Origin of the sequence: Rhodocytophaga aerolata (assembly GCF_030503435.1) — a bacterium.
Classification (GTDB): domain Bacteria; phylum Bacteroidota; class Bacteroidia; order Cytophagales; family 172606-1; genus Rhodocytophaga; species Rhodocytophaga aerolata.
Map to the genome: position 1 here is coordinate 48,849 of NZ_JAUKPO010000019.1, position 16,620 is coordinate 65,468.

At 45.3% G+C, this 16,620-nt stretch carries 12 protein-coding genes; 4 read left to right on the forward strand and 8 right to left on the reverse strand.

All coding sequences use genetic code 11. The annotated features are described in order from the left end of the window. The first annotated feature begins 44 nt into the window (after positions 1 to 44). On the forward strand, positions 45 to 629 hold the full coding sequence (locus Q0590_RS24435; RefSeq protein ID WP_302040248.1) for a dioxygenase family protein: 585 nt from the start codon (positions 45 to 47) through the stop codon (positions 627 to 629). Positions 630 to 715: 86 nt separating this feature from the next. Here Q0590_RS24435 and Q0590_RS24440 read toward each other — a convergent pair whose 3' ends face one another. From Q0590_RS24440 to Q0590_RS24455, 4 genes are all read right to left on the reverse strand, one after another. Continuing rightward, positions 716 to 1,945, reverse strand: a complete 1,230-nt coding sequence (locus Q0590_RS24440) for a Pycsar system effector family protein (protein WP_302040249.1) — start codon at positions 1,943 to 1,945, stop codon at positions 716 to 718. A 145-nt stretch (positions 1,946 to 2,090) separates the two neighbouring features. Beyond that, positions 2,091 to 3,689 carry an ABC-F family ATP-binding cassette domain-containing protein gene (locus Q0590_RS24445; RefSeq protein WP_302040250.1) on the reverse strand — a complete coding sequence of 533 codons (1,599 nt, stop codon included), beginning with the start codon at positions 3,687 to 3,689 and terminating at the stop codon, positions 2,091 to 2,093. A gap of 264 nt (positions 3,690 to 3,953) precedes the next feature. Beyond that, positions 3,954 to 6,566: an ABC transporter permease gene (locus tag Q0590_RS24450; protein WP_302040251.1), complete on the reverse strand. Its 2,613-nt coding sequence runs from the start codon at positions 6,564 to 6,566 to the stop codon at positions 3,954 to 3,956. Between the two features lie 47 nt (positions 6,567 to 6,613). Then, complete coding sequence (locus Q0590_RS24455) at positions 6,614 to 6,934, reverse strand: PadR family transcriptional regulator (RefSeq protein ID WP_302040252.1); 321 nt, start codon at positions 6,932 to 6,934, stop codon at positions 6,614 to 6,616. 254 nt (positions 6,935 to 7,188) lie between these two features. Between Q0590_RS24455 and Q0590_RS24460 the strand changes: the two genes are divergently transcribed. From Q0590_RS24460 to Q0590_RS24470, 3 genes are all read left to right on the forward strand, one after another. Then, complete coding sequence (locus Q0590_RS24460) at positions 7,189 to 8,403, forward strand: porin (RefSeq protein ID WP_302040253.1); 1,215 nt, start codon at positions 7,189 to 7,191, stop codon at positions 8,401 to 8,403. Positions 8,404 to 8,420: 17 nt separating this feature from the next. After that, a complete protein-coding gene (locus tag Q0590_RS24465) occupies positions 8,421 to 8,633 on the forward strand; it encodes a hypothetical protein (RefSeq protein WP_302040254.1) in 213 nt (70 codons plus the stop codon). 152 nt (positions 8,634 to 8,785) lie between these two features. Next, positions 8,786 to 10,147, forward strand: a complete 1,362-nt coding sequence (locus Q0590_RS24470; protein WP_302040255.1) for a hypothetical protein — start codon at positions 8,786 to 8,788, stop codon at positions 10,145 to 10,147. Positions 10,148 to 10,399: 252 nt separating this feature from the next. Here Q0590_RS24470 and Q0590_RS24475 read toward each other — a convergent pair whose 3' ends face one another. From Q0590_RS24475 to Q0590_RS24490, 4 genes are all read right to left on the reverse strand, one after another. Next, on the reverse strand, positions 10,400 to 11,317 hold the full coding sequence (locus Q0590_RS24475) for a hypothetical protein (protein ID WP_302040256.1): 918 nt from the start codon (positions 11,315 to 11,317) through the stop codon (positions 10,400 to 10,402). 255 nt (positions 11,318 to 11,572) lie between these two features. Then, positions 11,573 to 13,606: a beta-L-arabinofuranosidase domain-containing protein gene (locus tag Q0590_RS24480; protein ID WP_302040257.1), complete on the reverse strand. Its 2,034-nt coding sequence runs from the start codon at positions 13,604 to 13,606 to the stop codon at positions 11,573 to 11,575. A 28-nt stretch (positions 13,607 to 13,634) separates the two neighbouring features. Continuing rightward, complete coding sequence (locus tag Q0590_RS24485) at positions 13,635 to 15,347, reverse strand: arylsulfatase (protein ID WP_302040258.1); 1,713 nt, start codon at positions 15,345 to 15,347, stop codon at positions 13,635 to 13,637. A 73-nt stretch (positions 15,348 to 15,420) separates the two neighbouring features. Continuing rightward, a complete protein-coding gene (locus Q0590_RS24490; RefSeq protein WP_302040259.1) occupies positions 15,421 to 16,524 on the reverse strand; it encodes a glycoside hydrolase family 43 protein in 1,104 nt (367 codons plus the stop codon). Positions 16,525 to 16,620: the final 96 nt, after the last annotated feature.

Sequence of the window (16,620 nt, forward strand, 5' to 3'; positions counted from 1 at the left end):
TTAGGTATATTGTCTACCGCATCAGCGACCAACCCAGATCTCGTATGGAAACCACCAGGCGTCAGTTTTTCTCTTTTTTAGCTGCCCTGCCTTTTTCCGGCTGGCTCATGGGTATGTTTACGGAGGTACCCCTGCTTGAACCCACGCCGGCCTGCGATGATGGAGATGAACCTACCCCTGCCCAAACGGAAGGGCCCTACTTTACTCCCAACTCACCACAGCGAAGCAACCTGCGGGAAGATAAGATCCCTGGAACAACCCTGGTCCTAAGCGGACAGGTATTGAATACAAAATGCCAACCCGTAAAAAAGGCCTTGCTGGACTGGTGGCATTGCGACGACAAAGGGGTATATGATAATGAAGGATATACTCTACGGGGCCATCAGTATACCGATGAACAAGGATTTTTCAAACTGGAAACCATTGTGCCAGGTATGTATACCGGGCGTACCCGCCACCTGCACGTGAAGGTACAGGCCCCAGGTAAGGCTATACTAACTACTCAGTTGTATTTTCCGGAAGAGGCTGGCAATGAACGGGACCGTATTTTTAATCATAAACTGCTGGTATCCCTTACCCGCAAGCCTGCACACCTGCAAGCCGGATTTACATTTGTGGTGAAGACTTAAGCAGATGGAGAAAAGCCATTGTAACATCATTCCAAACAAGTTCAGAACACTGCTTTGCCTGAGTACCTTATTGCTGAAAATTCACATCAGCGAAAAAGAACAATAACAGAAATATAGGTGGCTACCGCCAGGGCAAAGCCCACCATAAACACATTGTAGGCTATCCGCAATAATCTGTATTTATGGCCTAACAGTACGCCCATGCGGAAAATATCTTCAGTCATGCTTCCGTAAAGATACTCCCGGTCACTCATCAGGGTATTCATGCCTGCTTTGTACTCAGCTAACTCCATTTTATAGAAATTACCAAAAAAAAGCAGGTTCCCTTTTTTCCGGGCAACTTCTTCTGGTTCGAACCGGCCACTTCCTGCAGATGGCCTGGCAGCCAGCACCGAAAAAATGATGGTGATTACCCCGGTCACCAGAAATAAAACCGTTGGAATAATCAGGTAGGTATTTTCGTGCAACCTGCGGATGAGTAAAGAAACAATAACCGACACCAGAATAGAATTCACCGAGATCATAATCCGGGCTTTCCGGTCGGCCATTTCGCCCAGGTTAATATGGTTTGAGGAGGTAATGCGGAACATGGTGGTAATATCCCGGCCAAGATCATTTTTGTGTTTTTTCTTCTTCTTTTCCGCTTTCTCTACGTCCCTGGCATTTACCCTTTGTTGCTGCCCTTTTTGTTTGTGCCGTTCTTTCGTGGCTTGTTTTTGCTGTAAATGCTGCAAATGCTGTTTTTTCTGTTTTTCCAGCAGCTGAGTGGCATAGCTGGTAAAATACTGATGCGCCAGCAGAAACTCGATCGTGCATGTACGCCATTGGCTGCCTTTTATTTTTTCTCCGGTGAGCAGTTCTTTCTCTTGCCGAAGCAATTGACTATTCTTATCAAAATCTGGCGTACCCAGGTGAAACAAGTCAGCATCGCAGAGTATTTGTTCTACTAGATTGTGCGGCTGCTGGGGCAAGTGTGTAGCCCGGATACAACCTTGTACCTGTTCAATAATTTCTTGAGCTACATTTTGTGCCTGTAAAAAAGAAGTAGCCATTTCAATGCTTTTTTCCTCATGCCCTTCTGTGGGGGCAACCAGGTGGCCTACATCATGAAACCAGGCAGCTATGGTTACGGCTAATGCTTTCTCCTCTTCAAGCATATAATGTTTAGCCATTTGTTGCACCGCCTGCACTACCTGCTGGGTATGTGCCAGGTTATGATAGGGCAGTTCTGGCATTTGATGCAGGGTAAATAAGTGAATTACCTGGGTTTCTACCTGCGGCAATATGTTTACTATAGCATTCATGGATTCAGGCATTTACAAGGTTAAGCATCCGTTACTTGCAAGCAGTATGGGTTTCTATGATACCCTAACCGGTTACTGTCAGCAATCATGGGTAAGTTACACGGGAAATATGGCTGAAAGAATGAGCTGCATCACCCTGCCTGATGATTGTTTACTTTTAGCCTCTTGTAAGATGCAACCGCTGCGTGAGATGCATTTGCTCTAAAAAATCCTCGTCATGGGATATAACAACCATAGCTCCTTGGTAAGTACGTAATGCGCCTATCAATTGATCCATACTGACAAGATCCAGGTTATTGGTTGGCTCATCCAATATAAGTAATTGGGGTGCATTATCTGCTGCCAGCAAGCAGGCTAGTGCTAACCGCATGCGCTCCCCGCCACTCAGATAGGCTACTTTTTTGAACACACTATCATGGTAAAACAAAAACCTGCCCAAGCGGATACGGAGTTCATGCGCTGGCATGGTGGAAGGTGCAAAACGCCCGAGGTTTTCCAGTAGGGTTAACTCATCATTAAGGAAGTGTAACTGCTGATCTATCAGGCCGACTTTGTCTGCGCCTACATACACGGTTCCACTAGTAGGAACAAATGCGCCAGTTAGCAGACTAACCAGGGTAGATTTGCCGGAGCCATTGTTACCTGAAACCGCCAGGCGGTCTTGGCTACACAGGGTAAAGCTAAGGGGTTCAGCCCATAGAAAGTTTGTTTGGTCATAGCGGTATTGTAAGTCTTGGGCTACCACTATTTTTTTACTGGCAGGCAATCTGCTGCTTGCCAGATCTATGGATATGCTATAGTTGGGCGGTACCTGGGCTTTTGCCTGCGCCACTTTATTGGCCTGCTGCTGCACTTTTTCGCCATGCACGTTTTTGGCTCTGGCCAGTGTTTTTTCTCCCAGATCTTTCAGCGTATTCAACGTCATTTTGTCTACACCCTTAGCCCGGTTGGATTTCTCGGAACGGCTGCTTCGTTTCTCTTGCGCTTCTATAACTTTCTGTTGTATGCGGATGCTTTTTTTCCATTCAGTAGCAGCCGCCTGATACTGTTGCATAGCTGCCTGCTCTTCCAGGGCTCTCTGCTCTTTATAAAAGTCATAATTGCCGCCATACAGCTTTACCCCCTGTGATGACAATTCCATGGTTTGGTCCATCAGGCGCAGCAGCTGCCGGTCATGGGAGACTACAAGCAATCCTTTCTTGAAAGACTTCATCAGCGCATAAAATTTTTCCCTGGAATGCCTGTCTAAATGATTGGTGGGTTCATCGAGCAGAATAAAGTCTGGTTCCTGTAACCATTGAGCGGCAAAAAGTACTCTGGACATTTCACCACCACTCAGGGAAGCAAAAATTCTATCTAAAGACAAATAAGCCAACCCAGCCTGCCGGAGAACCTGATGGATGTTGTCTTGTATATCCCAGTGGGAATCCATCAGCAGAAAATCCGCTTCTGTGCCCAGCCCTTCTTCTATGCGGTGCAAGGCCTGCAACAGGGCATCCACCCCTAATACTTGTGCCAGGGTTTGTTCATAATAGGGAGAAAACAATTGCGGCATCAAAGCGATTTTAGCTTCGGTAACAATGTTTCCGGAGGTAGGCACTAGCTTACGTGCCATTAAATGAAGCAGCGTAGATTTACCTGACCCATTATGCCCTACCAGGCCTGTTTTGCCATAGGGAACAGTAAAGGTTAGCTGACTGAACAGCGTTTGGCCGCCGGGAAATTGATAGGAAAGTTGATTAGCTCCAATATACATACAATCATCTGGTTTATGTGAGAAAAGAAAAACAAGCGGGATGATTGTGTAATTTTCATTGGAGTAAAATCAGGTACAACAATAGGGCAAAGGTAAAAAGGTTGCCAGACAAAGTCAAGTTCCTGTAGCAGCTAAGGCCTGATTTAAGGAGCAATGCCGCTTTTATAGAACAATTTAGTTGCCTGGCAACCTTTACCGGGTAATCAATCTTGTTTCCTTTTCCGGCGTAACATAGCATTTCCAGAAATGTTGCCCCTATCAGTTTTATTCGCTGCGTAAAGAACTGGCCGGATTAATAATGGAAGCTTTTATAGCCTGTACACTAACTGTTGCCAGGGCAATTACTAAAATAAGCACGCCTGCCAGAGCAAACATCCACCAGGAAACATCAATCTGGTAGGCAAAATTTTCAAGCCAGGTACGGCTGCTGTACCAGGCGGCTGGCACAGCCATAACAAATGAGAAGAGCACCAGCTTGATAAAATGAGCCGACAACAAGGTGGCAATCTGGCTGGCAGAAGCACCAAATACTTTCCGGATGCCGATTTCCCTGGTACGCCGTTCGGTAGAAAGGATGGTAAGTCCAAATAAGCCGATGCAGGACACAAAAATACTGAGCATGGCCGCCACGGTAATAATCTGTTTCCACTTGGCTTCGGCTTCATAATTCTTTCTGTTCACCTCATCCATAAAGGCAAATTCAAACGGACGGTAGGGCACTAGCTTGTGGTAGGTTTGCTCAATGGCTTGCAATCCCTTTAGTGTTTGCGCTGGTTTCAGCTTAATCCACAAATCGCCGGTACCTAGCCTGAATAACAAAGGTTGTATCTTTTCTTTCAGGGACAAAAAGTGATAGTCTTTTACCACCCCAATAACCGTCAGGTTTTTAGCATTGCCATTCACGTTGTACACTGTTTTTCCGATAGGATCTTTCCAGCCGGCTTCCTTTACAAAGGTTTCGTTGACGACAATAGAGTTTTCTGCATCTGCCGGATAGTTTTTGGAAAAATTACGGCCTTTGGCCAGGGGTATCTGAAGGGTGGGCAGGTAGTTTTCGTCAATGCGGCTGAAAGCAAAAAATAGTTCTTTCCCTTCTACTTCAGCAATGGTAAAATTCTGCCCGAAATCTTTGCTAGCTACCCGTTCAACAGATGCCTCATTGGCTAATTCATTTTTAAACACATTTACCAGGTTGCTGTGATCGCCTCTGCCCAAGGAGACATGCACCAGATGCTCATCGGTATATCCCAGATCTTTAGTGGTGAGGTAGTCAAACTGGGAATACACTACAATGGTAACAATCATGAGGAAAGCCGCCAGAGAAAATTGTGCAATTACAAGGCCCTTTGTCAGGTAGTTTTTTCCGCTGAAAGTATACCGCTTAGATAAACTCTGAATGGGATTAAACCCGGAAAGAACAAATGCCGGATAAAACCCCGCAATTAGGCCGGTGAGTAAAAACAGCCCTAGGTAAGCCCCTGCTAACGTTCCATCCAGTAAATAAGAAAAGCTCAAGCGTTTGTTGGCTAGTTCGTTAAAGAAAGGCAAAACAAGCACAACCATTAGCAGTGCCAGCACAAAAGCAATAAAACAACACACAAACGACTCATTTAAAAACTGCCGGATCAATTGCCCCCGGTTGCCGCCTACTACTTTCCGGATACCTATTTCTTTGCTCCGCTTGAGTGAATGGGCGGTAGTGAGGTTAATAAAATTGATGCAGGCAATGAGCAGAATGAAAATGGCAATGCCCGACAAAATATAGGAGTACATAGGATTGCTGCCGTATTGCAGGCCATTGCGAATGTCGCCATACTCTGTATCCAGATGAATTTGCAACAGGGGCTGCAGGCCAAAATGAGGAACACCTTTAAAGCCATTTTGTTGTGCCCGTTTCAACTCTTCGGTTGCTTTACTCATAAATACCTGGTCGAGTTTAGGCTCTACGGTTTGGTACTGTGCCTGCGGATGTAAAACCACAAAGGTATTGATATAAAAGCCCAGCCATTCTTTATCCGGGAATCTTTCGGCTATATACTGATACGGAAACAGCAGGTCGAACTGGATAGACGAATTCTGAGGCGTATTTTTTGCCACGCCGGTGACCGTGAAAGGTTCAAAAGTTTCGCCCATTTCCAGTTCAATGGTTTTGCCCACTACTTTGCTGGTACCAAAATAGGTAAGAGCCATTTGTTCCGTGATCACCACTGCCCGGATATCTGAAAGCACCTTGTCCGGATTGCCCGAAAGCAAGGGAAAAGAAAACACAGAAAAAAAATTCTGATCCACCCATAAGGTTTGCTGGTTAAATGTTTTGGTTACTACTCTAATCACATGGCGGTCGCTGGACATACGTACATAGGCTTCCATTTCGGGTATTTCCTGCTGTAAACTCGGACCTACAATCATATTGGTGCTGCCTGTTTTAAATACGTTTCCTTCCGGATCAGGAAGTGTAGCACTGACGCGGAAGATGCGGTCTTTCTTCTCATGAAAACGGTCGAAGCTTACTTCATCTTTGGTGTAGAGAAAAATGAGCATACAACAGGCAAGTCCGACACTGAGGCCGGCAATGTTAATGGTGCTGAACACTTTGTTCCGCTTCATGTGGCGGAGGGCGATAATGAAATAATTTTGCAGCATATCGGTAAAGCTAGCTTGTATATAAGGTGGAGATTTGCGTTTGAGTGTAAAGGGGCGGATGAAACTCAGCACACAGCCAACATACGCCGCATCGGCCGCTGCTTTGCCCCGCTCCTGCCTCTGTTTATGGTAACGTTCGTGTAGATCTCCCTGAATTTCTTCCAGCAGATGCGGAGCACAAAACCAGGCTAACAACTGATCGGCCCATTTAGGAGGTCGTATGGATGCATTCATTGATTAAATCTTTGGTGTGGTGACTAACAAAAATTGAACAGGCTATCTTATCCGGACTTGGGCATCATACCCCACAGGTGCATCCGTACTTCTTGTATTTCCTGCAAGGCCCGGCTGCCAGCTACAGTAACTGTAAAAAACCGCTTTCTGCGGCCTCCCCGTTCCTGGGTGGCTCCCCCCATTCTGGAATGTACAAATCCTTTTTCTTCCAGCCTTTGCAAGGCGGCATGTACGGCGCTTAGACTCACCGACCGCCCTGTTTGTTTCTCTAATTCTTCGGTAATCATCAGCCCATATGCCTGACCGTTTAATACAGCCACGATCAGCAAAACAACTTCCTCGAATTCGCCTAAATAGGTTCGCTTCATACTGTTTATTAGTTCAACTTTTGTAGAACAAATATATTGCCAATCCTTTTATATTACTGTATATCAGGTATTTATTTACCAATATGTTGTATCCCTGAGCTGAGTATTGTCCTATACCGGACAGCACAGTGTCCGCTAGAGAACAATAGGTAGGTAACAGCCGCGGGTATTCCATCATTTACCTGGACAGATAGGAAAACAGCTATCTACCCATAACTCTTGTGGCTATCACACGTGTAACAGAGATATAGCTCTTGACACAAGAAATGCAATGGACATACCAGGCGGTGTATGGAAAATCCATTGTTACATGGCTACTTTATCTTCCCGGTTACATGACTAGAAAGTTCTGGTTCTTTTTGTTGAGTACATGTATGTGGTTACCCCTGCTAACAAAAGCACAGGTGGCAGAAGATTCTACGGCCACTACACATAATCAACATTCACCAAAGGAACGGATAACCGTTGGCGGATACATAGACGTGTATTATGGCTACGATTTCAGCCAGCCGGCTACGCAAGACCGGGCGTATTTTGTTTCTTCTGCCCGGCACAACGAATTCACCCTGAACCTGGCCTTTATAGACATAAAATATACGTCTGACAGGGTACGGGCTACGCTGCGTCCGGCTTTGGGTACCTACATGGCTGCCAATTACAGTGCTGAGCCTGCTATATTCAGAAATGTGTATGAAGGCCATGTGGGTGTAAAGCTGTTTGCCGGTAAAAATATCTGGCTGGATGCTGGTGTGCTGGGTTCGCCGTATACGAATGAAAGTGCGGTTTCAAAAGATCACCTGCTTTATACCCGCTCGTTTGCTCCGGAATATGTGCCCTACTACCTGTCGGGAGTAAAAGTAAGTATGCCCATCAACAACAAGGTAAGCCTTTATCTGTATCTGCTCAATGGTTGGCAGAATATCCGGGAAACCAACAAAGGCAAATCCCTGGGAACGCAGCTGGAATATAAACCTGCTGATAGATGGCTCATAAACTGGAATACCTATGTGGGGGATGAACGCTCAACGGCAAATCCGGAAAACCGTACCCGCTATTTTTCAGATGTATATGCCGTATATAATCCGGATGGAAAAGTGACAGCTACGGCTTGTTTGTATATGGGTGCCCAGAAACGTTTAAACGCTGCCGGAGGAATGGCCGGAGAAACAGCTTACTGGTTTACGGCTAACCTCATGGGACGCTACAAGTTTACGCCTGCCTTTTCCCTATCGGGCCGGTTGGAATACTTTACCGACCCGGATGAAGTACAGATAAGCCCCATTACAGGAGAAAAGGGATTCCGTACATACAGTGCTTCACTAGGAGTGAATTATGCCCCGGCAGCAAACATCCTGTTGCGGATGGAAGGAAGAAGTTTTTTCTCTGACAAACAGGTATACCAAACCAGCCGAAGTACGCCCGCTAAAACCAATGCACTGGTAATAGCCAGTATGGCCCTTTCCTTTTAAGAAAACCCAGCCAGTTATTGGAAATAACTAAACACTTTTGTTTCCTAGCAACCATACCCAGGCTTAGCATTTCATTAGTAAAAGCAGCTGCCGGGGTGCATTTTTCTACCCATCAGGTAATGTTTGCAGAAGCATTTGCCGGCAATCTTTCAGACAAAACCCCATGTACAGCTGATAAACAATCTATGCAACCGCTTCCGGTTTGCCATATCCCAGATACCCATGTATAGCTTAACCTACATTGCCTCATTACCAAAAATAAATTAACAGCAGGAGGTTTACTGCATATAGCTTCTTTGCATAAAGAGCAAAAATTACAACTGTCAGCTTTGTCTGTTTGTCAGAAAAGGGCTCACTACCTGGTATTATACTCACAATTCACATGATCTTATCACTAAAGAAAACCTATTTATTACTACTTTGTATTGCTGCTATTTGGGGATGTAAAAAAGATGATTCTCCGCTACCTGTTCAACCCCCTTCTACCGGAACACCGACAGAAACCCCCACCACACCGCCAAAAAGTCTGATCACTGAAAAAGGCTCTCCGGAAGGCACCCTGGTAAGTACAACCATTGGACCGGAGGGCGGAACCATTACTTCTGCCGACGGCCGGGTAAGCCTGCTATTTCCTGCCGGGGCAGTAAGTAGCAGCACGCCGGTTACCCTGCAGCCTATCTCTAATAAGATGCCGAATGGGCAAGGGCAAGCCTACCGTTTTTCACCTGCTGAAAAGGAATTCAGCCAACCGATAGAGATCGTTTTTACCTACACGGATGAAGACCTGCAAGGAACCAATGTTGAACACTTCCGGATTGCCCAGCAAAATGAAAAAGGAGCCTGGCAAAGTGCAAAAGAAGTGACAACCAATACAACCAAGAAAACTGTGTCAAAGAAATTTAAGCGGATTACCGACTTGTCCCTGTATGCCGATCATCTGCTTATTCCCAGGAATGCAACCTTGAAACCGGGCGAATCCATTGAGCTGCAAGTGCGGACCGTGTACATAACTTTGCCTACCCCTGGCAGCTCGGATGTTTATGAAGTAGAAAGTGAAGAACTGGCAGATGCTAAACTCATTAAATCATGGAAAATAAATGGACAAACCGGTGGGGGTGCCAACGGAAGTTTATCAGGCACCACGGCTAATAAAATGACTTACAAAGCACCTGCTGCTGTGCCGGCACAAAATCCGGTAGCCGTAAGTGTGGAAATGAATGATCCTACCGGTGTTAAAGTAATCTTGGTAGCTAACATCAGCATAACCACCACCATTTATAGTCTGGAACTGGACTGGCAACGGCTGAGTACCTGCTCTCCTGGGGCTATTGCTTCTTTTCAATATACAACCAAAGGCAGAATTGAATTTGAACTGGACAAGTCGAAAGTTAAAGTCATTAAGATGGAGGGCATGATTGATTCTCAGTTGAAAAACGTAAAAAGCTGCAACGAGGATTTTTATTCAGCCACTGGCCAGGTAACTGGTATTTTTCTGATGGGTATGGAGGGAGAGGTAGATCCTAAAACCGGTATCTTGACGTTTTCTATACAAGGCAAATGGATGGATTTCCCTACGTTTACCCTGCATTATAAAAATGGCGAAAGCTCGGTAACTGAAGAATCTATACACCCTTTTGATGGCATCAACCAGTTTACCAAAATGCCTTTGAAAGATGGCGAAATACTAAATATGCGTAATGCTGAAGATGCCGGATTTATATTTACGCTGAAAAGTGTAAAATAAACTATTCCGCTTCATTACTAGACCCTGCTGGCAATTCCGGCAGGGTCTATTGTTTTATAGAAAGAGGAACCTTGAGCTTTCCCTGGCAACATTTCCACTCTGTTGAATAACGGGTACAACCATCTGTTTTACAAATCCTGGCATTTCAGCGAACAAACTCACTTACTAGGAAGTAGCTGGTATAAAAACAAAAAAGCATTCTAGATGGAATGCTTTTTTGTTTTTATACCAGCTATGCAAGGCATACTGGGTTTAGTTGAGTTGTATAACTCTTTCCTCTATGTTTGTTACATTCTCGGCCTTCACTTGTTTTGTTTCCACACTATAGATGATCCATCCACTTCCGGCATGAATTTGTGAAGCAGTCCATATTTCATTGGAGACCTGCGGAAAGGCATTTCTGGCAGGAAAAGTATTTTTTGCGGGCGACACCTGTTTGAGAAACGCATACGTAGCATCGGTCAGTTGCTGTGGGTTCACTTGCTGATACATCCGGATAATGCCATACCCTTCTTGCTCATTTATTTCATCCAGGCTAACTGTTACATCTGTATCAAAGGGTTTTCCACCATAGTTGTTTCTGAGTTGCATCTTTGCTTTTAATTCTTTTCCAAGGCTATATTTCGCGCCATGAAAGGTATAAAACTGCTGGGCATCTTTAATGGCATTGGCCTCTATTGCTTCTTTACTCTGATACATGGCCATTAGTTGGGTCATCATACCTTTCGCATGGGGTATAGCTGCCAGTTCGCTTTCCAGATGAGTAGCCATTTTTTGCATATAGTCCCGTACTTCCTGCCAGTTGCTCACGCCGGTAATAGCTCCATACTCATTTGTCTGGATGAGAACCGCTATATCCTGAAAAAGAGGGATCATCTTTTTTACAAGCGCATTTTCCGACTCAATGGCATAGTTGCGGTAAAACCACTCAATGGTATAGCCTTTTGCTGTAGAGTCTTTGATGGTAACCTCCACCTGATACGTGATCAGCTCACGGGAAGTGGTATCTGTCCCGGTGATTTTATATTTTTCATGAGAAACCGAAAAAGATTGTTTTTCCTTATTCTGCCAGTAACCCACTACTTGCAGGGTAGAATCTGCCGGATTGATCTGGGCATACAACTTTCCTGTTATACAAAACAGAAAGGCGAGTGTTAAAAGTTTGTGCATGTGCTCGATAAAATGGTTAAAATGTAGTAGTGTTCTTGGAGTTTATGCTGGCTAAAAAAGCTTGCAGACTTTGAGAATACAGCAAAAACAGAAATAGTAACCGGAATAAAGAAACAAAGTTGAATTCACCAAAAGGTACTATTCACCCCACGCCAGGTAAGAAAAAGCAGTTTCGTGCCCTATAACCAGAAGGCAGTTTTATACCCTATTAACAGGTTAGAAGATGAAAAATCTATTCTCGCTCAACAACAGATATTAACGAACTTCAGGAAATTGGGAAATACGCAACTTGCTACACCCATAGGGAATCAGAATAATTTCTTCCTCCGCACCAGTTTCTAACCCATTGGTCATACTATAAGGTATGGGTCCAGCCATATCGTTGTATAACGTCCAGGAGGGAATACGTTTTGCTTTGGCTTTGATGGTGATAGGTGCATTTTGCAGATTCCAGGGATAAGCCTCCAGGTTGTCTTTTTTTGTCACAGGAAAGGCTTCTGCCAGCTTATTATCCGATATATGAACAAGTCCGTAATTCCAGGGATTTTTAGGCAGCACTTCATAATAGGCATCTCCATACTGGATGGGGTCTTTCGTATTTTCTACCTTTTTCCATTCTTCTTCTATTTTTAGCGCATAAGTTATTGGGCCACGTTCGATGGCTACTGAATTTTCATGCCAGGTGCTTTTAAACACATGCATCGGAAGTTGCAATTCCACCACATCTCCTGATTTCCATTCCCGGTTAATTTTAAGAATCTGGTTGCTGTTGGCTTCCTGAAATAGCTTGCCATTAATGGAGATGGTGGCTTTTTTACACCATGCCGGAATACGCAGATGAAAAGGAAAACTGACAGCCTTCGTTTTTTTATCAGTAGTTAAGGTAAATGTAATGGTCTCACCGAATGGATAAGTCGTCTCTTCCTTTAGGGAAACCTGCGTACCACCAGCAACATAGGCGGTTACCTCACTTGGGGAATATATCAAAGCCGCCAAACCCTTATCAGGGGTAGCATACCACAAATTCTGGGTAAACTTTGGCCAGCCCTGGTGCATGTTGGATGTGCAACAGGGATAGCCGGAAAGCAGGCCATAACAAAGGTCTGTGCCTCCATGATTCTGGTCAAAGTTGCGGGTATGCCGGGTAATCATCACCTGGTTGGCCTGCTGAAAGTATTGCCTGGCCATATAATCATCGGTTGCTTGCGTAGGTAATGCATTAAAAGCAATTTTTTCCAAGTGGTCAGCATAGCTTACCTCACCGGTTATAGCCAGAATACTTTCCAGCGAAAACATCATCTCCACCGCCGAACATAATTCAGAGCCCTGGGTAGGATTACTTCCATGCAGGGCCTCGTCTCCTCCATAGAGCCCATGTGCCATACCGTTAAATTTGCGGATGTCTGCAAAGCCTTTCTTTACCGCTTCTGTATATTTTTGCTCCGGATGTTGCTGAAAGTAAATTACTGGTTCTTTAATGCCTTGCGCCAGGTTTACACAGTGAATGCTTCCTTGGCTGGCAAGCATATCGCCTCCCAGAAAGGCATCCGTATAGTTGAAGGTTTGTTTATGAACAATTTCAGCCAGGTCAAGCAAAAATGCATCGCCAGTAATATTATACAGCCAATAGACGACCATCAGGTTATCGCCACCGCGGTAACGTGCCCAAAAAGTCCAGTTATCTAAAGGTTTGGTAGGAAGCTGTTGCAGCTGGTATTTAAAATAATTCGTCAGTAAGGAGATCACCCGATCATCGCCGGTAGCCGAATAGTACTGCTTAAGAATTTTGAGCATGACCATTTTTGGCCACCAGTCGCGGCTATTATTCCGTTGCACACCTGGCTGGGGCTCGTAATCTTTATCTGGCCCAAAATACCCATCCGCTTGCTGGCTTTTGAGTGCCCACTCTACCCAGGGTTTAGCCTTTGCTATGAGCTCTTTGTCATCTAAAATATAGGCAAGCGGCAATAATCCATCGATCCAGTAAGGGCCTCTCTCCCACTGATCGCCGTCTCCCCCGAGCCAGCCATTGCGCTGGTTCATTACCAGCGGATAGAGTTTATCCAATTGTCCGGTAGCCCCATTCTTTTGCCGGATCAGCATTTCCTTCAACCAGCCTTGCGGTTTAATGGCCCCCAACGGAAGTTCGATATAGGGATTTTCCCGGAGCGGAGAGCGGTTAGGGGTATATGCTTTGAAAGGGGCTAGTTTCTTGGTGTTTTGCTGCTGTGCCAGCGCAGGGACTAACAGCATTACCAGACAGATGAGCAGAAAGCTTTTTATTCTCATGCGTACAATGGATTTGAATGGTAAGGAATTAAGGTTTTTTAGGAAACACCTGGTATGTGGATGCCCAGCTTCGCCATTCTCTGGTTAATCTTTCTACTTCCTGCGGATAGGTTGCCGACAAATCTTTTAGCTCTGTTTGGTCTTGTTTTATATCGTACAAATGCCAGGTGGTATCTTTTGACATAGACAGTAGCTTCCACTGCCCTTCTCTCACAAAACGGGCATTAAAATGTTCATTAAATAACCGGGTATGCGCTGTACCTTCTTTCCCCTGCAAGGCCGGCAGCAGGCTTACTCCTGGAGTGGGAGAAATAGTTCTGCCTTTGTATTGGGTAGGATAGGTAGTCTGAGCGAGTTCAATAAAAGTGGCCATAAAATCCATTACATGACCAACATGATGGCTAATACTCCCTTTTTTCGCTCCTATTCCTTTAGGCCAAAAGGCAATCATGGGGGTGGCTATGCCCCCTTCATAGGATTCAGCTTTTGCATGTTGAAAGGGCGTATTGGAAACATTTGCCCACTCCGGACCAATGGAAGCAAATACCGTCTCTGTTCCAGGCATCACTTCCTTTTTTACCGGGTAACGAATGGCTTGCCCCTTGCGGGTTTCACTAGGGCGGTCAAATCCCGGGCCATAGGCGGCACAAACTTCCGGACTTGCTCCATTATCGCTGAGAAATACGATCAAGGTATTATTCAGTTCACCGGTTTCTTCTAAGGCTTTTATTACCCGGCCAATGCCCTGGTCCATCCGGTCTATCATGGCGGCATGCACGGCCATGGCTTTTGTATCCCATTCTTTGTCTGGGTTATTCTCCCAGGTTTGTGCAGAATTTATCCTGGTGGGTAAAGGTGCTTTTGCCGGATCAATCATTCCTTGTTCTGTCATTTTTTTGTAGCGGGCCTCCCGGATAACATCCCAGCCGGCAGTATAGGTAGTTTCATACTTGGCTATATCCTCTGGCAAGGCTTGCAAGGGCCAATGGGGCGCTGTATGGGCCAGATAAATAAAGAAAGGCTTATCCTCTTTACTTAACTCCCGGATGTAGCGGACAGTGGTATCGTTGAGAGCATCGGTATGGTAGTAGTTTTCAGGAACGGAAGCGACAGGCGTAGTGCCATTCACCAGGCTGAAGGGATCAAAAAAATTTACTACCCCAAAGATGTTTCCATAATATTTATCAAAGCCCCGACTGGTTGGATACTGCGCTACCGGCGAAAAATACGGGTGTGTTTCCTGATGGTTGAGCCAGCGCAGCTGTGCTTCTTTGGTTGGTTGTTCAATCGTATTGGATACATGCCATTTGCCTGTCATGGCGGTAAGGTAGCCACTTTGTTTTAACACTTCGGCCAGCGTAACTGTGTTTTCTGTTAGATAGCCGCGGTAGCCGGGTAGGTTCCGGTCTGTGGTCATTTCGCCAATGCCTGCCTGATGGTTATACAAGCCTGTGAGCAAAGATGCCCTGGTAGGGCAACAGCGGGATGTATTATAAAAACGGGTAAACCGGAGTCCATTGGCTGCCAGAAAATCAAGGTTGGGTGTCTTAATTTCTCCTCCATAACAACCCAGGTCCGAATATCCCAGATCGTCGGCAAGAATTAAAACAATATTGGGCCGATCGTCTTCTGCTGAAGCTGCTGCTGTTGTAGTGGTTTGTTCCTTTTTTCCTGCTGTACAAGAGGCTAAAAATAGCCCTATACTTAGGAGAAAGGAGGAACTAAGTTTGTGTAGAGTCATGCGGGTAAACTAAGTTTATAAACAATTCAGTAACGTGTAGGCCACTCAGCAGCCGTGGGATTGGTAGCATGCCTTACTTAATTCCGGATGGTTTTTGAATGGGTGTATCTGTGGAGAGAGGTGTTCCAAAATCGGGCATTCCATCCGCCTGCCAGGTAATTTTCTGAGCCCTTGGCGAACGGGTGGGTCCACAAGGATTTTCAGCTTTGTCGTTGGCATGATACAGAATCCAGTCTTCGGTGCCATCCGGAGATTTGAAAAAACTATTGTGTCCGGTGCCAAACACCTTATTCTCCGGTGCTTGTTTAAAAACCGGCTGCCGGGATTTGGTCCATGATTTTGCATCCAGCAGGTTACTTGTTGCACTGGCTGTAAGCATGCCTAAGGCATACTGGGGTGTCCAGCAGCCACTGGCCGAATAAATGACAAACACCTTATCGCCGGTGGTATTTTTCAGCGGCTGCGGGCCTTCGTTTACATAAATGGTGTAATTAGGCGTCCATCCATCTGGGTTTTGCCAGTTGCGTTCCCACTCAAATTCAGGTTTGGAAATCAGCACGCGTTCAGAGCCTAAGGTCCAGGGATTAGCCATTTTGGCTATATAAATACATTGGGTTTCTGTGCTGACGCGGCGGGTTTGCCAGCCTGACCACACCATATAATAGTCTCCCTGATGTTCAAACACCGATCCGTCTATCGCCCAGTTATTGCCAGGGTCTGTCTGGATTCTTGCTTTCATGGTAAACGCTCCCTCAAACGGATTTTTGGAGGCATTTTCCAATACATACAACTGGTGATTATCCGTGTTGCCATCATCCGCCGCATAATAGATATACCATTTCCCTTTAATGTAATGGATTTCAGGAGCCCAGAGGTCTTTTGCATTCTTAGGGTCGGTAGGTATCCAGATGGTTTTATACTCCGCATTTTTCAAATCCGTAATATCCTTTGTCCGCCATAGCCCAATGCTGTCTATCAAGGTATGGGTATAATAATAATATCCCTCATGGTAAAAAGCCCAGGGATCCGGGCCTCCTGGCAAGAGCGGATTTGTAAAGGTATTTTCCAGGTCAGCTTCAACCTCTGCTTCCGTGACTGTACTAGTTTTAGACGAACAGGCGGCAACAATCAGCAAAACCAGCCAAAGCACATTCCCACTAAGTAGTCGTTTTTTCATGGTGGACATTTTAAGCTTTCATACCAGTGGCAATAACCTGAAATAGATACTTGTAAACGGTTACAATCTTCATTCAAAAAATGTAGGCGGAAAATA